This is a genomic window from Algibacter sp., assembly GCF_029245835.1.
Lineage (GTDB): Bacteria > Bacteroidota > Bacteroidia > Flavobacteriales > Flavobacteriaceae > Algibacter_B.
The window spans coordinates 44078-64778 of the sequence record NZ_JAQWOO010000090.1 but is presented as its reverse complement, the minus strand read 5'-3'; the positions used below and the strand labels follow the sequence as shown (position 1 = coordinate 64778).

Annotated in this window: 17 protein-coding genes; 9 read left to right on the top strand and 8 right to left on the bottom strand. The window is 32.9% G+C overall.

All coding sequences use genetic code 11. From position 1 onward, the window contains the following. Positions 1-43: 43 nt before the first annotated feature. The 5 genes from P8K68_RS14250 to P8K68_RS14230 all read right to left on the bottom strand — a co-directional run bounded on the left by P8K68_RS14250 (position 44) and on the right by P8K68_RS14230 (position 7984). Positions 44-787 carry a succinate dehydrogenase/fumarate reductase iron-sulfur subunit gene (locus tag P8K68_RS14250; protein WP_300252405.1) on the bottom strand — a complete coding sequence of 248 codons (744 nt, stop codon included), beginning with the start codon at positions 785-787 and terminating at the stop codon, positions 44-46. A 10-nt stretch (positions 788-797) separates the two neighbouring features. After that, positions 798-2798, bottom strand: coding sequence for a fumarate reductase/succinate dehydrogenase flavoprotein subunit (locus P8K68_RS14245; protein WP_300252403.1), 2001 nt, complete (start codon positions 2796-2798; stop codon positions 798-800). A 2-nt stretch (positions 2799-2800) separates the two neighbouring features. Continuing rightward, positions 2801-3496, bottom strand: a complete 696-nt coding sequence (locus P8K68_RS14240; protein ID WP_300252401.1) for a succinate dehydrogenase cytochrome b subunit — start codon at positions 3494-3496, stop codon at positions 2801-2803. 586 nt (positions 3497-4082) lie between these two features. Further along, positions 4083-5855, bottom strand: a complete 1773-nt coding sequence (locus P8K68_RS14235) for a T9SS type A sorting domain-containing protein (RefSeq protein WP_300252398.1) — start codon at positions 5853-5855, stop codon at positions 4083-4085. Between the two features lie 293 nt (positions 5856-6148). Then, the gene (locus P8K68_RS14230) at positions 6149-7984 is read right to left on the bottom strand and encodes a T9SS type A sorting domain-containing protein (protein ID WP_300252395.1); all 1836 of its coding nucleotides are present in this window, start codon (positions 7982-7984) and stop codon (positions 6149-6151) included. 116 nt (positions 7985-8100) lie between these two features. Here P8K68_RS14230 and P8K68_RS14225 point away from each other — a divergent pair, with 116 nt between their 5' ends. Then, a complete protein-coding gene (locus P8K68_RS14225; protein WP_300252392.1) occupies positions 8101-9393 on the top strand; it encodes an aminopeptidase P family protein in 1293 nt (430 codons plus the stop codon). 60 nt (positions 9394-9453) lie between these two features. Here the strand turns inward: P8K68_RS14225 and P8K68_RS14220 are convergent, their stop codons facing one another. Beyond that, positions 9454-10776, bottom strand: a complete 1323-nt coding sequence (locus P8K68_RS14220) for an aspartate kinase (protein WP_300252390.1) — start codon at positions 10774-10776, stop codon at positions 9454-9456. A 118-nt stretch (positions 10777-10894) separates the two neighbouring features. Here P8K68_RS14220 and P8K68_RS14215 point away from each other — a divergent pair, with 118 nt between their 5' ends. Beyond that, positions 10895-11551 (top strand): hypothetical protein, encoded by a 657-nt coding sequence (locus P8K68_RS14215; protein WP_300252387.1) that lies wholly within the window; start codon positions 10895-10897, stop codon positions 11549-11551. A gap of 20 nt (positions 11552-11571) precedes the next feature. Here P8K68_RS14215 and P8K68_RS14210 read toward each other — a convergent pair whose 3' ends face one another. Continuing rightward, a complete protein-coding gene (locus tag P8K68_RS14210) occupies positions 11572-13263 on the bottom strand; it encodes an FAD-dependent oxidoreductase (RefSeq protein ID WP_300252385.1) in 1692 nt (563 codons plus the stop codon). 181 nt (positions 13264-13444) lie between these two features. On the opposite strand from P8K68_RS14210, the gene P8K68_RS14205 reads away from it, so the two are divergent. The 3 genes from P8K68_RS14205 to P8K68_RS14195 all read left to right on the top strand — a co-directional run bounded on the left by P8K68_RS14205 (position 13445) and on the right by P8K68_RS14195 (position 14882). After that, positions 13445-14224, top strand: coding sequence for an alpha/beta hydrolase (locus tag P8K68_RS14205; RefSeq protein ID WP_300252383.1), 780 nt, complete (start codon positions 13445-13447; stop codon positions 14222-14224). Positions 14225-14281: 57 nt separating this feature from the next. Continuing rightward, on the top strand, positions 14282-14548 hold the full coding sequence (locus P8K68_RS14200) for a hypothetical protein (protein ID WP_300252380.1): 267 nt from the start codon (positions 14282-14284) through the stop codon (positions 14546-14548). 73 nt (positions 14549-14621) lie between these two features. Continuing rightward, positions 14622-14882, top strand: a complete 261-nt coding sequence (locus P8K68_RS14195; RefSeq protein ID WP_300252377.1) for a hypothetical protein — start codon at positions 14622-14624, stop codon at positions 14880-14882. Here P8K68_RS14195 and thiL read toward each other — a convergent pair. Continuing rightward, positions 14879-15925 carry a thiamine-phosphate kinase gene (gene thiL / locus P8K68_RS14190; RefSeq protein WP_300252374.1) on the bottom strand — a complete coding sequence of 349 codons (1047 nt, stop codon included), beginning with the start codon at positions 15923-15925 and terminating at the stop codon, positions 14879-14881. The genes P8K68_RS14195 and thiL overlap by 4 nt on opposite strands. Before the next feature lie 83 nt (positions 15926-16008). Here thiL and P8K68_RS14185 point away from each other — a divergent pair, with 83 nt between their 5' ends. Genes P8K68_RS14185 through P8K68_RS14170 form a run of 4 tightly spaced genes read left to right on the top strand, consistent with a single transcriptional unit; the run spans position 16009 to position 20466 of the window. Continuing rightward, entirely contained in the window at positions 16009-17283 is a 1275-nt protein-coding gene (locus P8K68_RS14185; protein ID WP_300252371.1) for a choice-of-anchor B family protein, read from the top strand. Between the two features lie 13 nt (positions 17284-17296). Beyond that, positions 17297-18643, top strand: a complete 1347-nt coding sequence (locus P8K68_RS14180) for a hypothetical protein (protein ID WP_300252369.1) — start codon at positions 17297-17299, stop codon at positions 18641-18643. Then, on the top strand, positions 18643-19410 hold the full coding sequence (locus tag P8K68_RS14175) for an MbnP family protein (RefSeq protein WP_300252366.1): 768 nt from the start codon (positions 18643-18645) through the stop codon (positions 19408-19410). Before P8K68_RS14180 ends, P8K68_RS14175 begins: the two co-directional genes overlap by 1 nt. A gap of 9 nt (positions 19411-19419) precedes the next feature. Beyond that, entirely contained in the window at positions 19420-20466 is a 1047-nt protein-coding gene (locus P8K68_RS14170) for a cytochrome c peroxidase (protein ID WP_300252363.1), read from the top strand. Positions 20467-20701: the final 235 nt, after the last annotated feature.

Sequence of the window (20701 nt, the reverse complement as noted above, 5' to 3'; positions counted from 1 at the left end):
ATACCAACAAGTTGGTATGGGCCTAAATATTTTTATTAATCTACTACTTAACAGCAGCTTTCATTAATTCTCGGTTCATTCTTGCAATATTATCTAGAGAAATACCTTTAGGGCATTCAACCTCACAAGCCCCTGTATTTGTACAGTTACCAAAACCTTCTAGGTCCATTTGCGCAACCATATTTTGAACGCGATCTGCGGCCTCTATCTGTCCTTGAGGCAGTAACGCATATTGTGAGACTTTAGCACCAACAAATAACATTGCGCTAGAGTTTTTACAAGTCGCTACACAAGCACCACAACCAATACAGGTTGCTGCATCCATAGCTTCATCAGCAGCATGCTTTGAAATTAGAGTACCATTAGCGTCTTGAGTATTACCTGAAGTATTTACAGAGATAAATCCGCCTGCTTGTTGAATACGATCAAAAGCACTTCTATCTACAATTAAATCTTTAATTACAGGAAATGCTGATGCACGCCAAGGTTCAATATAGATAGTATCACCATCACTAAAACTCCTCATGTGTAACTGACAAACAGTAATGCTTCTATCTGGTCCATGTGCTCGACCATTAATATACATAGAGCACATACCACAAATACCTTCTCTACAATCATGATCGAAAGCTATTGGCTCTTCATTCTTATCAATTAATTCTTGATTTAAAACATCTAGCATTTCTAAGAAAGACATATCTGGCGACACATCATTAAGCTTATAGTCAACAATCTTTCCTTTATCGTTAGCACTTTTTTGGCGCCATATTTTCAATGTTAATTTCATAACTTATCTGTTATTTATAACTTCTTTCTTTTACTTCAATATTTTCGTAAACTAATTCTTCCTTATGCAAAACGGCATCTTTTGGCTGTCCTTTATACTCCCAAGCAGATACGTACTGAAATTCTTTTCTACGCATAGCCTCACCTTCTGGTGTTTGGTACTCATCTCTAAAATGACCGCCTGCTGATTCTTCTCTTTGTAACGCATCTTTAGCGAACAACTCACCAAGCTCTAAGAAATCTGCAACACGACCAGCTTTTGCAAGCTCTTCATTATATTCGTTTGCATTTCCAGGAACTCTAACGTCTTTATAAAACTCTGCTCTTAATTCAGCAATTTCAGAAATAGCATCTTTTAAATCCTTTTCGTTTCTGGACATTCCACATTTATTCCACATGATTTTCCCTAATTTCTTATGAAAATAATCTACAGAATGTGTTCCGTTATTATTGATTAATTTATCTAGATTTGATTTCACAAGACTTTCTGCATCATCAAATTCTTTGGTATCTGTTGCAATTGGTCCAGTTCTAATATCATCAGCTAAATAATCACCAATGGTATATGGTAAAACAAAGTATCCATCTGCAAGTCCTTGCATTAAAGCCGAAGCACCAAGTCTGTTAGCACCATGATCAGAGAAATTAGCTTCTCCAATAGCGTATAACCCAGGAACTGTAGTCATTAAATTATAATCTACCCATATACCTCCCATGGTATAGTGTACCGCTGGGAAAATCATCATTGGTGTTTCATATGGATTTTGATCTACGATTTTCTCGTACATCTGGAATAAGTTCCCATATTTCGCCTTTATAATGTCTTTACCTAGCGCTGTTACAAGTGCTTTGTTATCTTCATCAAGCCCTTTTACATGCGCTTGTTCTTTTCCATAACGCGCTATAGCTGCAGCAAAATCTAAATACACTGCCTCACCAGTTTTATTTACTCCATACCCTGCATCACAACGCTCTTTTGCTGCTCTTGATGCAACATCTCTAGGTACTAAGTTTCCAAATGCTGGATAACGGCGTTCTAAATAATAATCTCTATTTTCTTCTGATATATCAATAGGTTTTAATTTCCCTTCTCTGATAGCCAAAACATCGTCCATATTTTTTGGCACCCATATACGCCCATCATTTCTTAATGATTCAGACATCAATGTTAGTTTAGACTGGTGGTCTCCTGATACTGGAATACAAGTAGGGTGAATTTGAGTATAACATGGATTTGCGAAAAATGCACCACGTTTATGAGCTTTCCATATTGCAGTAACGTTACTACCCATAGCATATGTAGAAAGATAAAAAGTGTTACCATAACCACCTGTTCCTAAAACTACTGCATGAGCAGAATGACGCTCAATCTCTCCAGTAACTAAGTTGCGTGCTATAATACCTCTCGCTTTTCCATCCACAATAACAACATCTAACATTTCGTGACGACTGTACATTTTTATTTTACCACGACCTATTTGACGATTCATTGCAGAGTAAGCCCCTAATAAAAGTTGCTGACCTGTTTGTCCTTTTGCATAAAATGTTCTTGAAACTAGTACACCTCCAAAAGAACGGTTATCTAATAATCCACCATAATCGCGAGCAAAAGGAACACCTTGTGCTACACATTGATCTATGATATTTGTTGATACCTCGGCTAAACGATGCACATTAGATTCACGCGAACGATAATCACCCCCTTTTACAGTGTCATAAAAAAGTCTATATGTTGAATCTCCATCACCTTGGTAATTCTTTGCAGCATTAATACCTCCTTGAGCCGCAATAGAATGCGCTCGTCTGGGTGAATCTTGAAAACAAAATGATTTTACATTATATCCTAATTCTGCCAAAGTAGCTGCTGCAGAGCCTCCTGCTAATCCCGTGCCTACTATAATAATGTCGATATTACGTTTGTTAGCTGGATTTACAAGATTAATTTTGTCCTTATATGTAGTCCATTTATCTTTTAATAGACCTTCTGGTACTTTTGAGTTTAACGTTCCCATATCTATGCTAATACGTATTTAAGATGATGATAAAGTGCCACTGCAATAAATCCTAAAGGAATTACAATCGCGTATGCTTTACCAATAGTTTGTAATGTTTTCTTTCTTCCTGCGGTTACTCCCATAGACTGAAAAGCAGATGTAAAACCATGACCTAAATGCAGCCCTAAAAGAATAAAGGAAATAACATAGAAAATAGTTCTTATGTGATCGTGAAATTTCTCGGATAATTCTTCATAATAACGAAAACCAGAATTTAGATTTTCTGGATCAATTAGCCCAGTCATATCACCTCCAACATATTTCACTGTAATCTCGTGGATCCAAAAGTCATAGAAATGTAGACCTAAGAATGCAAGTACAACGAGCCCGCTATAAATCATGTTTCTACTCATCCAAGTTGAGTTTGCTCCACCATTGTTTTTTGCATAACCAATCCCGGTAGCTTTTTTGTTTTTCAATTCAAGAATAAAACCCATAACGAAATGAAAGACAACGCCAAAAATTAATACCGGTTGCATGGCGAATTGCACTAATGGATTTGTTCCCATAAAATGGGACATTTCATTAAATAATGATTCGCTAAATATCGATACCATATTTACCGATACATGTATAATTAAGAAAACCATTAAGAAGAAAGCAGATAGCGCCATGGCTATTTTTCTTCCAATCGAAGATTTAAAAAATCCGCTCATTTTTTTGAAGTTATTTTTTGATTCTAGCAAAGGTAGCTATGGACACGCTCTTAGACAAGTAACAAATGTCATGTTTTTATTATTTAGAACGATTTTAAATACATATAGAATTCTTAATTGTTATTAAAACAATTTAAGAATATTCTAAATGAAATATCGTTTTTTTAAATATCTTATATCTGATCTGTTGATTCGAATACTATAAACAACTAATATTCAATTAATTAAAAAAGCACTTGCCTTTAATTATTTAACTAGTTAGTACTGCAACTATCGGGAATATTACTCGTTAAATTATGTGAAATTTATTATTAGGAACATTACGCCCAAAATTCTATAGAACGAATAATAGATAGTGGAGTTGATAAAATAGAAGCTGCTGAAGCAACAAGTATTTTAAATAGTAGCCACCATATTTATAAGCTATGCTATTATTGCGTTTGTGGTGAAGTTTTAGTAGTCTTAATGGCTTTAAAAAAACAATGATCAAACAAATCTTTCGTTATTCAACAATAAAAAAGGAGACATAATTATTATACCTCCTTTTTTAGAACTTGACACCATGATAATTTTTAAAAATAATTCCTTATTCCAAAGTAATTTTTTTAGTTATAAATGTTAAATCTGAATAAATATTGACAAAATAAATACCTTTTGAAATACTGTTTAAATGAATAGTTTTTAAACCATAAGTATTTGAAATATCTTGTTGGGCTATAAACCTTCCTGATACATCAAAAATAACAACCTTCTCTAAATTAATATTTCTGTCATTTTTTATAAATAAATTACCTTTGGTAGGGTTTGGGTAAACGCTTATACCTGTTTTTAATTTATCTTCTTCTACACCTAAAGCACAATTACCAGAAAAACTAGACATTGAAGGTTTGCCACATACTGGGTTATCTGTACTATTAGCTTGAATCCTGTTTGCACCTTCAATGTTATCAGTATTCAAAAACCTCAAGGATTCTCCGTTAGCAATAGCAAAATGCATTATGTTATCTGTATCAATAATATGATCCATTTGCCTACAATGCCCTAATTCATGAAGCGCAACACTTTCAAAATCAAACTCTGCACTTCCTGGTTTTTGTGAATTAAAGTTCCAATTGGTTTCGTCATCAAATATGATATCAAATTCAGTTACATACCAATCCAAACTAGATACGCCATTTTTTGTTACTGTACATGCTGAATAGTATGACGTTCTTAAGCCAAGAACGGTGTCTGGCAAATCATCTTCTGGATTAGTACTTGTACTGTCATCAAAAGTCAATACATTAATATTATCTGAGTTTGCTTTATGTTGCGCACTAGTATTTGATATCATGTTTGATTCATTCAAAATCCAATTAATTTGAGTCTCACAACTCCAAGTTTTTAATGCTCTATCTAGCGCTTCCTTCGCTCCGATTCGTTCAGAAAAACTCGATGTCATATGCCAAGTATAACCGCCACTTCCATTATCATCAATTAGTTGTGTTTTATGTGCCACATCTATCCCTGAATTCACATAATCAGAGACTATATTTGCTTGTGCATATTTAATATATAACGTGTTACTAGAAGTCAGAAGGCTCCCGTTATTATTTATTACTCTTATTTTACCTGTTCCAGCTTCAGAAGGAATTTCAACCGTAATTCTTGTATCAGTCCAAGTTAATATCTGGCTATCTAAAGCATTTACAAAACCCGACCCTCCGGTATCAGCATTACTAAAACTAACTTTACCTTTTGTAGTTCCAAAATTAGAACCTGTAATAACTAAAACGGATTTGGTGCCAGCTGTAGAACTTGTAGGAAAAAAATTTGTAATTGTAACTAAAAGTGAATTGCTGGTTTTATTTGATGTTGTGGTATTATTTTGAGCTTCGAAATTAGTTAGTTGTATATAGTTAGCTTTTGTATGGCTCATTATTTCATTGTAAAAAGAATTTGAAATTCCTTTTTTAGAAGTAAAATGATTTCCTGCGGTATCATTACCAATATCGTATTTATAAAACCCTTGCAATGATCCGTAGGGCTTAAATCTATTTTTATTAGACATCTTAGATTCTAATTCTACATGGCTATTGTATAAGGTAAAAACCCCCGTATCATCTATGTTTAGTTTTAAATTGGGATAAACAATTTGAGCATCCATTCCAACAACTCCTCCAAGTGTTATAATTTCAATTGTTGATAATACTTCACCCTTAAAAATCTTATAGACTTCTATGGTATTAATAGTATAAATTTTTTCGTGGTTTGAGTCCCAATAAGATTTTTTTGAAAGTACTTTTCCTTCTAATACTAAAGTTGATTTTTCAATTTGTTTACTTAATGATACTTTTCTAAGCATTAGTTGTGCAGACATTGATTTAGAAAATACTAAAAAAAATAACAAACTAATTAGTGTGTGCTTCTTCATCCTTCAATTTTTTATATAGTTATAGTAAACCTCATTATAGAGGGATATCTGTAATTACTTTAACTACGGGATGGTCTCACTTTTAGACTGTTGAGATATGTTAAAATCGATAAGGTGCTACCTATTGAATTGCTTTTATTACAAATAGAAAATTATAAACTTACAAAAGTTTATTTCAACTAAATAAAAAAGGGCATTAATGAATTTTCGTTAATGCCCTTTTTAAAAAAAATTTTATTCTAATTGATAATAAGTTTTTTAGTAATATACTTGCCCTCTGAGTGAATATTAACAAAATACATACCCTTGGCCGTATTATTTAAGTTTACCGTTTTTGTTCTAGAAGACTCAGAAACATCAATATCTGAAACTAGCCTACCACTAACATCAAATATTTCAACTTTATCTAAATTGACAACTGTAGATTTTATAAAGAATTGTTGTTTTGCTGGATTTGGGTATAATGAGATGCTTTTTTCTAAAGTATTATCTTCAACACTTAGTCCGCAACTACCTGCGTAATCTGTCATAGCCATGACACCACACACTACACCAGATGTACTTCTACTCTGCACATTACCAGCTGCAATTATATTATTTGCTCCAAATACTCTTTCATTCTGTCCATTTAAGAAACTATAATGCATAACATCATTATTTGAATCGATAACATGAGCTAATTGATGACCATGACCCAATTCATGAAGAGCGACACTTTCAAAATCATATTCAGAACTAGTTGATGCATCAGGACCAAAATTCCAAGTTTCTTCGATACTAGCTGAACCCGCATTATCTACATCATCATTAAACACAATATCTATTTCGTAAACAAATAAGTTAATACTCGTGCCACTATCAACCAGACAGCCTGTATAACGAGAGGTACAACGACCTAAAATATTGTCTGGCAACTCATTACCAACATCAAATCTTATTACATTAACGTCATCATCCTCAATAACATCGAGGGTAGTTGTAGCACCAATCACCCAATTAATACCAGTTTCACATCGCCATGTTTCAAATGCTCTTAAAAAAGAAGCTTTTGCATCTGTATTTGCATCAAAATCTGTATTCATCTGCCATGTATACCCTCCAGACGCATCATCATTTGCATGTCTAACAGGGTAAGCAACATCCAACCCGACATTGGGTCCCGAAGTAGTTTGATTAGTTACAATATTAATCTCTGAATAAGAAACCGTTAAAACATCATTAGAAATTGCCGAATCGCTTGAACTATCAGTCACTCTAATTCTCCCTGTTCCTGCTCCTGAAGGCACCTCAACAGTAATCTGAGTATCTGTCCATGTTAGCACCTGTGTATCTAAAGCATCAACATAGAAACCTCCACCACCTTCATCAGCATCAGAAAAACCAACTTTGCCTTTTACAGAACCAAAACCAGAACCGTTAATAGTTAAAACTTCTTGAGTTCCAGCTGAAAGAATAGTTGGAGAAAAGGTAATTCCACTTGGTATTAAACTATTTTTACTTTGGTTGTATCCAGATAATTTTTTTTCAACTTTAAAATTAGTAACATCAATATAACCAGTTTTAGTGTGAGACATTAACTCATTATAAAACGATGTCGTTATACCTACTTTTTTGTTGAACTGATTTGCTGCAACATCTTTATACAAGTTGTACTTATAAAAACCTAGAGCACTTGAATAGGGTTTATATTGTCTTTTGGACATATGCTGCAACTCTATATTATTATCATGTAACATAAACACACCAATATCATTTATGTTTAAATTTAAACTAGGCGTGACAATTTCTGCATTTAAGCCAACGACACCTCCAGGCGTAACAACATCTATTATTGTTACAATTTCTCCTTTAAAAACCTTATGTACTTGTACTGTGCTTAAAGTGTAAATATTCTTATTTTCTTTATCCCAATATGATTTTTTAGATAAAACTTCCCCTTCTATAATAAAACCAGAGTTTTTAATTTGTTTTTCTAACGAAACCTCTTTAATTAACCCCTGAGCGCTCAAACTTAACGAACCACATATAAATGATAAAAAAATAATAAGTGTAGGCTTTAATGTAATTTTTTTCATATTTTTTTAATTAAAATTAGAACAAAAAATATTCGAGGAGATATCAAATATAAGAAATAAAAATCTAGTTTTTATTTATACATTTACATCAGTCGAAAAAATAAACTTTACTTCACATGAAATACTTTCCAATTGACAAGTCTCTTTTCATAAAAAACAGAACAAAATTTAAATCGAAAATGAAGTCTAATAGTTTGGCTGTGTTTAACTCTAATGATATTTATCCTATAAGCGCAGATAGCACCATGCCCTTTGAGCAACATAGAGATATTTTCTATTTAAGTGGTGTTGATCAAGAAGAAAGCATCCTTATTCTTTTTCCTGATTGCCCAAAAGAAAAACACCGTGAAATTCTATTTTTAAAAGAAACGAATGAACATATTGCTATTTGGGAAGGTGAGAAACTAACTAAAGAAAAAGCTTTTGAAACTAGCGGAATAAAAACGGTGTATTGGCTTCAAGACTTGGAAAAAATCATGTTTGAAATTATGACCCAATGTGACACGGTTTACATTAATACCAATGAACATTATCGTGCAAATGTTGAAACCGAAACTCGCGAAAACCGCTTTACTAAATGGTTAAAAAATAAATACCCCGCTCATACTGTAGCAAAAAGCAATCCTATATTACAACGTTTACGGTCTATAAAAAACCCTATTGAAATTGATTTGATTCAAAAAGCTTGCGATATTACAGAAAAAGGATTTCGACGCGTATTAGGGTTTGTAAAACCTGATGTATGGGAGTTTGAAATTGAAGCAGAGTTTATGCACGAATTTTTGCGACACCGTTCTAAAAAATTCGCATATACACCCATAATTGCATCAGGTAATAATGCCAACGTTTTGCATTACATAGAAAATAACCAACGTTGTAAAGCAGGTGATTTAATTTTAATGGATGTAGGTGCAGAATACGCTAATTACTCAAGTGATATGACAAGAAGCATCCCCGTTTCTGGCCGTTTTTCTGATAGACAAAAAGCAGTTTATAATGCGGTAATACGAGTGAAAAATGAAGCGACAAAAATGCTGATTCCTGGAACGGATTGGGCTGAATACCATGTTGAAGTTGGAAAAATAATGAGCAGCGAGTTACTAGGACTAGGGTTACTTGATAAAGCTGATATACAAAACGAAAATCCAGAGTGGCCAGCTTACAAAAAATACTTTATGCACGGAACAAGCCACCACATGGGCTTAGACACACATGATTATGGTATTTTAACCGAACCTATGCAAGCCAATATGGTATTTACAGTAGAACCAGGTATTTATATTCCAGACGAAGGTTTTGGTATTAGACTAGAAGATGATGTTGTGATTCAAAATTCTGGAGAACCATTTAACTTAATGAAAAACATCCCTATAGAATCTGATGAAATAGAAGACATCATGAATTCTTGAAAACAAAAAAAGAGGTCGTTATACAACGACCCCTATAGCTAACAAATCTAATTTTATGATTTATAGAGTGACTAATTCAAATAAATAATCATTTAGTTTTTGCAGCGTGTTAATTTTATCTTTTGAGTCAATTAATAGTGAGATATTATTATTACTTCCTCCATAAGAAATCATTCTAATTTTAACATCTTGTAATATTTGAAATAACTTGTAAGTGTCTTGATGATTTACAACGGAATGCCCTACCAAACAAACAATACTTTGGTTTTTATCAACTTCGATTAAAGCTATCTTATCTAATTCTGCTAAAATTTTATCTAGATTTTTATCATCATCAATAGTTAAGGACACTGCTACCTCTGATGTTGTAATCATATCAATAGATGTCTGATAGGTTTCAAAAATTTCAAACACTTTTTTTAAGAAACCATGTGCTTGTAACATTCTAGCAGATTTAATTTTAATTGCTATAATATTATCTTTTGCAGCTATGGCCTTTATACCATTCTCAGAAGTACTTTTAGAAATTAATGTGCCATGAGCAGCTGGTTTCATGGTGTTTTTTAAACGTACTGGAATACTATCTTTCCTAACTGGCGTAACCGTTTGCGGATGCAATATTTTAGCACCAAAATAGGCTAATTCTGCGGCCTCTTCAAAAGACAAGTTAGAAATCGCTCTTGTGTTTTCAACATATCGCGGGTCGTTATTATGCATCCCATCTATATCGGTCCAAATTTGTACTTCTTCAGCTTTAATCGCCGCCCCAATAATGGTTGCTGTATAGTCGCTACCACCACGTTGAAGGTTAGAAATACCACCTTCATCATCTAAACAAATAAAGCCCTGAGTAATATATACTTCAGAATTTTCAGTATTATTTAGCACACTTTTAAAGTGTTGTTTTATGTATTTAATATCTGGTTCCTTAAACGCATCAATCCGCATAAAGTTTAAGGCTGGTAATAATGATGCGCTAATCCCTTCTTGTCTTAAATAGCTATTAAACATATAAGTAGAAAGTAATTCGCCTTGAGCTAAAATTTGATTCTCTAAAGCTTCAGAAAATTCTTTATTGGTACAATCTACCAAAAGTTCAAAAACACTTGAAACATAATTTTTAACATCCGTATTTAGAAGTGCGTCATTTAAAAGATTATCAATAGTTGAAAAATACGTTTCATGCAGGTTATTAATCTTATCAATAGCAACATTAGGTTTTCCAGCACTAATATCTTGAGCTATTGAAACCAATTGATTTGTAGTACCAGACATAGCAGAAAGCACCACAACCTTTTTATCCCCATCGTTAATGATTTCCTTAACGTTGTGCATATTTTCAACAGACCCTACCGAAGTGCCGCCAAACTTTAATACTTTCATTTCTATTAATTTAAAGGTGCAAAACTAAGACTCATTTACATAATAACTATGTTTCTTAAAAAAAAGAGTTATTTTTGCACAGATTGTTAAATAATTAACACTTTAATAAATTAAGCACGTGAAAACGGTATCCAATTGTGTTGAAGACATATTAATAGCCCAACCTTATTTAGAGGAAGCCTTATCAAGAAACATCATAAATTTTAGTGCTTTGGCTATAGAGCTTGTTGAACCGATTAGCAAAATGCTTAAAAAAGAGGTTAAACCCGGAGCTGTAATGATGGCACTAAGGCGCTATAACCCACCTGTAACTTTAGGCAATTCCATTAAAATGAAACGGGTCATTCAAAACCTTGGAGATATTACTGTACGATCAAATCTTTCTGATTTTACAGTTAAAAATTCAACAACCTTAATTGATAATCATGCGAAAATATTAGAACGTATTAATATAGAAGAAAAGTTGTTTTATGCATTTACTAGAGGTATTCACGAAAGCAACATTGTGGTTTCTAGCAGTTTGAATGATTTTGTTAATCATCATTTAAAAGATGAAACCTTTATTGCGGTACAAGAAAATTTATCGGCTATAAGCATAAACCTGCCTCAAGACAATTCAAAAATAGCAGGTTTGTATTATCATTTTTTTAAACGATTAGCTTGGGAAGGTATCGTTTTATACGAAGTTTTATCTACTACAAACGAATTCACTATTCTGGTTGAAGATGAATTCGTCGATAAAGCTTTTACAGCTATTAAAAAGGTTAAATCCTAAGCATGTAAAATCAGAATATGCTATTTATGCGCTGCTGCAAGTTCTGGCATCTCTATGTCATTGCTATACATTTGCCACACTTTAAAACCACCTGCAACGTTTAAAACATTAGTTATGCCGTTATTTCTTAATATTAATTCGGCTAAATAACCTCTCAATCCCTTTTGACAAAAAATAACAACTTTTTTATCTTGTGATTTTATAAAATCTATATGATTTCTTATTGAATCTAAAGGATAATTTACAGCGCCAGGAATGGTTCCTTTTTCGTACTCTTGAACAGTTCTTGAATCTATCAATAAATAATCATTTGTAACACTGTCATTAATAAGCTCTACTAACTCTTCCACAGAAAATTGTTCACTTCTATTATTTAAAACATTTTCGGTAACATAACTTGAAACCACTACAGGATCTTTTGCTGGCGAAAATGGCGGTGCATAAGCTAAATCCAGTTGTGCTAAATCGGTGATTTTTAATTTCGCATAAATAGCGGTACTTAAAACATCAACTCGTTTATCAACACCTACTTCTCCAAAGAGTTCTGCACCATAAATTTCTTCAGTTTTCGGATTATAATAAATTTCTGTAATTAAGTCTTTTTGACCAGGATAATATCCTGGAGTAGAACCAGCAACCGATAAAACAGTTTTAAAAGGAATTTCTTTATTGGTTAATGCCGTAGCATTCATCCCGGTTCTAGCCAATATATAGTTAAAAACCTTAACTATAGCTGTTTTATAAGCGCCCTTAAATTCTATGGCTCTTCCAACGGCATTGGCACCTGCTGCTCGTCCTGCTTTATTAGAGTGTGTTCCTAATGGAAAATAATCGTATTCATTGGTTTGTAAATTTTTAATCGACACATTATCACCAGCCGCATAAACATCTTTAATAGAGGTTTCCATTAAGGTGTTAACTTTTAAAGCTCCGTTGCCAATAGCTTCGGCGCCTTCCGCCAATAATAAATCGGTATTTGGTTTAATTCCTACGCTTAATATTACAAAATCTGTTGGAACGCTATTCCCGTCCTTTGTAACTACAGCTTGTATTTTACCATTTCTATCAATATTAAATTTAGAAACAAGGGTATCTGTTAACACCTCGATGCCTTCAGACTTTAATATACTTTCAGCAAAATTTCCGAATTTCTGTTGCCACATATTTAACACATGTCTGGAGCCTTCAATTAAAGTTACTTTTTTGCCAGCATGCCTTAAGTTTTCGGCTACTTCAACCCCAATTAAACCTGCACCAATTAATGTTATGTGTTTCGATTCGCTAGTAAGTCCTTCTTTAGTTATCTTATCAAAATCAATCATTGACCGACAAGTTGACCAATTACTTGCTAATTTTATATTTTCAATTGGAGGCACAATAGAGCTTGCTCCTGTTGCAAAAATCAAAGTATCGTACTCGTAACTTTTTGTATTCGAACACACTAATTTTGCTTTTGAATCAATTTTTATAATTTCTTCATTTAAATGAACATCAATATTAAATCTAGTTTTAAGTAATTCTGGTTTTACTACCATTAAATGATCTCTTCTTTCAATAACTCCAGAGAATGCATAGGGCATTCCGCAAGTAGCATAACTTATATTTACGCCTTTTTCGAACAAAAGAATTTCAGCTTTTTCGTTTTCTCTTCTTGCTTTTGCTGCTGCCGATGGTCCCGCAGAGAGTCCGCCAATAACTATGATTTTTTTCATTTCTAATTTAATTTGGGACAAATTTCAACGAAATAATTTTATCGAAGTGTAATATTTATCACTATAACGATTGCGATTATTTTTCTAAGGCTTTAATTAAAATAAGGCCTTTTTAATTGCACAAATGATATGTAGTTTTATTCAATGTGCAATTATATCTTTGTCGTAGATTTTTCAAAAAATGATACTACACTATAGAGGAATTGACATTTTTTTTACGGATACTGGAAAGGGAATACCTATTATTTTACTGCATGGTTTTCTGGAAAACACGTCCATGTGGAAGCCTTTTATTCCTGAACTTTCTAAAAATAACAGAATTATTTGTATTGATTTATTAGGCCATGGAAAAACGGGTTGCCTAGGTTATGTGCACACCATGGAGTTAATGGCTGAAACTGTTGAAGCCTTACTAAATCACTTAAAGATTAAAAACGCCACTTTTATAGGTCATTCTATGGGTGGTTATGTAGCACTCGCTTTCGCGGAAAAAAACCCAGATGCAATAAGCGGTTTATGTTTAATGAATTCTACTGCAAATGCTGATACTTTAGAAAAACAAAAAAATAGAGATCGAGCTATATTAGCAGTTAAACAAAATCATAAAACATTTATTAGAGTGGCTGTTGTCAATTTGTTTAGACCTGAAAACAGAACACTTTTTTCTAAAGACATAAACAACGTTATCGAAGAAGCACAACAAACTCCTTTACAAGGTATTATTGCCGCTCTTGAAGGTATGAAAATTAGAAAAAACAGAACACTCCTTTTTCATGCTATACCTTCTAAAAAAATATTGATTTTAGGAGAAAAAGACCCTGTACTAGACTACAACAACTTAATCTGTCAAATAAAAAATACAGATATAGAATTAATAAAACTTCCAGACGGACACATGAGTCATATTGAAAATAAAGATGAATTCCTACGTAATATAATGTATTTCATCGAAAAATATTAGCTTTTAAACGATTTATTAGATTTTTTTCATAGATTTATAATCCCAAATGACTACAAAATGAAAAAATCTTCTAACAAACCTACGCTAATCCCAAAAATGTATTGTAATCTTTTTGGTCATGATTTTGAAGTAACCAAACGTGTAACTTATCATGTTAAAGAATATACTTGCAGACACTGCAGAAAAGAATTAACAACCAACAGTAACGGAACATTAACAGAGCTGACTCCAAAATTTAAAGAAATAAATGCCATTTTAGAGCGTATACACACCTCTAGAACTGAACGTTTAAAGAATAAATCTCTCGCTTCATCGATTTATTAACAAGTTATCAATACAATAACTTGGTTTTTAGTACTTTTAAGCGTCTCTCTTAAATTATTAATAAGCAAAAAACATGAAAAACATTCATTGCAAGGTGTTTGGACATGACTATAAAGTTACTCGACATGTAACATATCATGTTAAAGAATACACCTGTGAAAGTTGCAAAAAACAACTCACTACAAGCGGCAACGGTAACTTAATTGAACTTACACCAAAATTTAAAGAAATAAATGACGTTCTTGAACGCATACACCATAAACGCATTCTAAGAATAAATAAAAGAATGACTACTTCTAAACAACAAAAAGAAGCTAAATTACTTATCGCTTAATCGTTAAAATTCTTCCAGCCTTGCGCTGTAATAGGGATTTTAGTGTTAGCGCGTGTAATTAAATGAATACCTTCTTTTTCTTCTTTTATATAACCAATAATACTCAAACTCGGATTTGCTTTGATTTTTGGAAAATCTTTTTGAGATACCGTAAAAAGTAATTCGTAATCCTCTCCGCCATTTAAAGCCACTGTTGTACTGTCTATATTAAACTCTTCACAAGTTGAAATAACTTGAGGGTCTAATGGTATTTTTTCTTCGTACAAATCACAACCTACCTTACTTTGTTTACAGATATGAATAATTTCTGAAGATAAACCGTCGCTAATATCAATCATAGACGTAGGCTTTACGTCTAAATCGACTAATAATTTAATAATGTCTTGTCTTGCTTCTGGTTTTAACTGCCTTTCAATAATATAATTATAAGGCTCTAAATCTGGCTGACTATTAGGGTTAACCTTATACACTTCTTTTTCACGTTCTAAAACCTGCAAGCCCATATAGGCGCCTCCTAAATCTCCAGAAACAACTAATAAATCATTTGGCTTTGCACCACTTCGGTACACTTCATTCTCAGATTCCACCTCCCCAATAGCCGTAACCGAAATCAACAAACCTTTATTAGATGATGTTGTATCGCCTCCAACAACATCTATATTATAAAGTTTTGCTGCAGCTTCAATACCAGCATACAAATCCTCCAAAGCTTCTAATGGAAATCTATTAGATACCGCAATAGAAACGGTTACCTGAGTGGCTTTGGCATTCATAGCATAAACATCAGACAGGTTCACAATAATTGCTTTATACCCCAAGTGCTTTAATGGCATATAACTCAAATCAAAATGTACGCCTTCAACAAGTAAATCTGTAGTAACAACTACTTTCTTGTTTTCAAAATTTAACACAGCGGCATCATCGCCAATACTCTTTATAGTGGACTTTTGCTTTACTTTAAAATTTTTTGTTAAATGCTCAATTAACCCAAATTCACCTAAGTCACTTAGCTGTGTTCGTTGTTGATTTTTATCTTCTATCATAATGCAAAAATAAGAAGCTATATTTGTTTTTACTATCTTTATACTAAAACATCTCCTATTTAGTTATCATTTTAAACATTGCTATGAAATTCTGTAATTCAACCCCTTCTATTTTTTTGTTATTACTTATTGTTTTAAATATTCAATCTTGTAAAAATGATGATGATGATAGTATCATTAGTGAGAATGATGATTCCGACAACGCTTTAGCCTTCTGTGAAAATGGTTTTGCTGGAAACTACCCTTGTAATGGTTACGACTTAATGGCACACATGCCATTATCTACATTAGCATCAAGTTTAACTACAAACACAAATACTATTGCTGGAAATGACATTTGGGGTTGGACAGACGCATCTAATGGCAATGAATATGCTATTGTTTGCACAACAAATAGTACCGCTTTTGTGAATGTAACCAACCCCATTAATCCTGTTTTTTTAGGACGACTGGAAACTGAAACCATTGCCAATTCTTGGCGAGATGCTAAAATATACAACAACCATGTTTTTATTGTTGCTGATAATGCGGGTACACATGGTATGCAAGTATTTAATTTAACCCGATTAAGAAATATTACAAACCCGCCGCAGACTTTCAATGCAGATTTTGTATATAATGGTGTTACTGAATGCCATAATATTTTTATTAATGAAAGTGAAGGTGTAGCATACCTAGTAGGTTGTAATATCTACGATGGCGGACCTGTTTTTATTGATATTTCCAATCCAACCAACCCACTAGAAATTGGAGGTTTTGCAGATAATGGATATTCCCATGACGCCCAAGTTGTAACTTATAATGGACCAGATACAGACTACACAGGAAAACAAATCTATATAGGAAGTAACGGAAAACGCTTTGGAGCTAATAAAGTTGTAATCATTGATGTAACAGACAAAACTAACCCTATATTTATTTCAGAAATCTCATACTCAAATCCAGGTTATGCTCATCAAGGTTGGTTTACAGAAGATATGCAATATTTTATTTTTGGTGATGAACTTGATGAAAACGATTTTGGCACAAATACCAGAACCATCATTTTTGATTTTACAGATTTAGACGATCCAAAATATAAAACGGACTATTTAGGAGCCTCTGCTGCTATAGACCATAATGGCTATGTTAAAGGAAACTCATATTTTCTAGCAAATTATACTGCCGGAATGCGGGTACTAGACATTACAAATATTGCTAATAATTCGATTAATGAAACTGGTTTTTTTGATACACATCCAGAAAACGATGGCACAAATTTTAATGGCGCATGGAGTGTTTACCCCTATTTTTCAAGCGGAAATATTATTATAAACGACATCAACAGAGGTTTATTTATTGTTAGGAAAAGTGAATAACAATTCATCATTTATGAACAACTACTTTAAAAAACTCATAATTCCGCTAAGTATTATCTTTATAACTTTTAACTGCTCTAAAAATGATAATAATGATTCAATAATCTCTATCGATACTTCAATAGAAATCGATTTTATAAAAACCCTTGGTGGCACTAAAAACGAAAGCGCAAAAGCCATTACCAAAACCTCCGATGGCGGATACGCTATTTTAGGACATACACAAAGTATGGATGGCGATGTAACTAACAAATCTAACGAATCTTATGACTATTGGCTACTTAAGTTTGATCAAAACAACTCGCTTCAATGGCAAAAAACGTATGGTGGGGATGATGATGATAGAGGGAATGATATTATTCAAACAACAGATGGCGGTTATGCTATTATTGGTTTCAGTAGAAGTAATAAAGGTAATATAACTGATAATGCGGGAGCTAATGATTTTTGGGTCTCAAAGTTAAATGCTTCTGGAACTATTTTATGGGAAAAATCTTTTGGTTTTTCAGGAGCTGATAATGGGATGTCTATAATTGAAACCAATGATAACGGGTATCTCCTTTTAGGTGTTCTAGATGTTTCTGCATCAAATGGCGAAGGGAATAGTAAAGCCGCTTCAGTTAAACACGCTGGTGGCGATTATTGGGCTATAAAAATAAACGCTTTGGGCGAAAAACAATGGAGTAAATTTTACGGTGGTACATTTACAGACACACCTTTTGATGTTATTCAAACAGACGATAACGGCTATATCATTATAGGTTCCTCAGATAGTGATGATGTTGATATTCAAGAAGAGAAAGGTGGTTATGATTTTTGGGTGGTTAAAATATCTGATACTGGCACTTTACTTTGGGAAAAATCTTTTGGAGGATCACAAACTGATGAAGCAAGAGCTATAACTAAATCAAACGACGGCAACTATATTATAGTCGGAGATACTAGAAGTAATGATAAAGACGTTTCAATAAATAACGGAGCTGCAGATTTATGGGTCATTAAAATTTCGCCATCAGGTAGTCTTATTTGGGAAAAATCTTTTGGCGGTAATAGTTTTGATGTAGCGCGTTCCATATCAAAAACCCAAAATGGAGACTTCATTATTTCTGGAAGCTCAAGAAGTTCAAATGGCGATTTAACCATTAATAATGGTCAGAACGATGCTTGGGTTATAAAAATAGACACCAATAGCAATCTAAAATGGCAAAAAACAATTGGCGGTTCAGAAATTGATTTTGCCTATGATGCTGTTGAACTTAATGATAAAAGCATCATAGTAGTAGGTGATTCTGGCAGCTCAAACCTTGATGTTTTAGAAAATAAAGGATTCACAGACGTACTGATTTGTAAAATAAAATAATGAAACAATCCATCCTGATACTATTGATTTTTATGTTTACAATATTATCTTGTAGTGAAGACAATGATGATAAGGTTTCACAAGCTAATATTACTTTAAATTTTAGTCATAATTGGGACGGAACACCAGTTACTAATGCAGATTTTAACACCATCAAATTTACAAATGCATTTGGGAATCAATTAAGTATTGAGCGATTACGTTATCTTATTTCAAAAGTAATTTTTTATAAAACTGACGGCAGTCAAACCGTTTTAGATGGTTACAATTTGGTTGATGTTACTAATAACGAAAACTTATCCTTTACATCAATAACATCTGTTGCAACAGGATCTTATACCAACGTTACGTTTACCTTCGGTTTTAACAATGAAGATAATAATGGTAATTATCCCGATTTAAATACTTCTTGGATTGTGCCAGAAATGTTAGGTGGTGGCTATCATTACATGCAATTTGATGGTAATTTTTTAAATGCTTCAAATCAAGAACAAGGATTTAATTATCATGCTATTAGAGCCGCAGACAATCCCGGACCAAACCCAACCTTTCCGCAAGACACCTTTTTCAATGTAAGTCTTGGAGCCATTACAATCTCAACAAATACTACTTTTAATATTGAAATGAATATTGCTGAGTGGTTTAAAACCCCTAATACTTGGGATTTGAATCAGCTTAATAGTAGTTTGATGGCGAATTCTGATGCTCAAATCAAGATGTTTGAAAACGGTCAGAATGTGTTTAGTTTAAAATCAGATAATCCATAAACATCTATTTTGAAAAAAGGATTACTACATATTATTTTGATTGCTTTATTTTTTTCATGCGAAAATGAATCTGTTGAAAAATATTTAGCAACTCCTAGTCCTCTTGAAATTCCAAAACTTTTTAAGGATAATATATTAGCGCCTGTAATCCCTATTGATAACCCACAAACTATTGAAGGTGTTGCATTAGGCAAAAAACTGTTTTTCGACACCATTTTATCTGCTAACAATACCCAAGCATGTGCCGATTGTCATGCTCCAGAAAATGCATTTACGGATTCAGATAGGTTTAGCGTCGGTGTTGCTGGTATTTTGGGAGAACGGAATTCTATGCCGCTTTTCAATTTAGCATGGAATTACGATGAAAAATTCTTTTGGGATGGCAACACATTTAGCTTAAAACATCAGGCTTTTATTCCAGTTACAGACCCTATCGAGATGAATAATACTTGGCCCAACGTTGAACAAAAATTACAGCAACATAATGAATATCCAAACTTATTCGAACAAGCCTTTGGCACTTCAAAAATTGATTCAACTTTAATTACAAAAGCTATAGCACAATTTGAACGCACTTTAATTTCTGCTAATTCAAAATTTGATAAATATCTTTTAGGTGAAACTGAACTAACTCCTGAAGAATCAAACGGATTTAATGTGTTTATGGATGAGGCAAAAGGTGATTGTTTTCATTGCCATGGAAGTGATAAAAACCCACTCTGGACAGACAATATGTTTCATAACAATGGATTAGACGACACTTTTATCGACTTAGGGTTAGGAGCTGTAACAGGCGACCCTGCAGATAATGGAAAGTTTAAAACACCATCACTCAGAAATTTAGTTTTTACCGCTCCGTATATGCATGACGGCAGATTTGAAACTATAGAAGACGTAATCAATCATTATAGCGAGGGCTTAAAAAATTCTTCAACTATAGATCCTTTAATGAAAAAAGTAACTCAAGGTGGGATAGGTTTATCAGATACCGACAAAGCAGATTTAAAAGCATTCTTATTAGCTCTATCTGACTACAATTTCGTTAATACCAACTAAAAAGAATAATACTATACAAAAACGAATTTCATCGAAAAAAAACGTTTTTAAGCTGTTTGTTTATTAATTTTTAATTAATTTAATCCAACGAAAAGATTAGTTTTATGAATAAAAGTATAACATCTAATATTTTTTGTACCACTTATGGGCATAATTATTTTCGTTTGAGTCATGCTAGTACAAATACTCCAGAGTTAATATGTAAATGTTGTAAAAAGTATTTTAAATTTGAGGA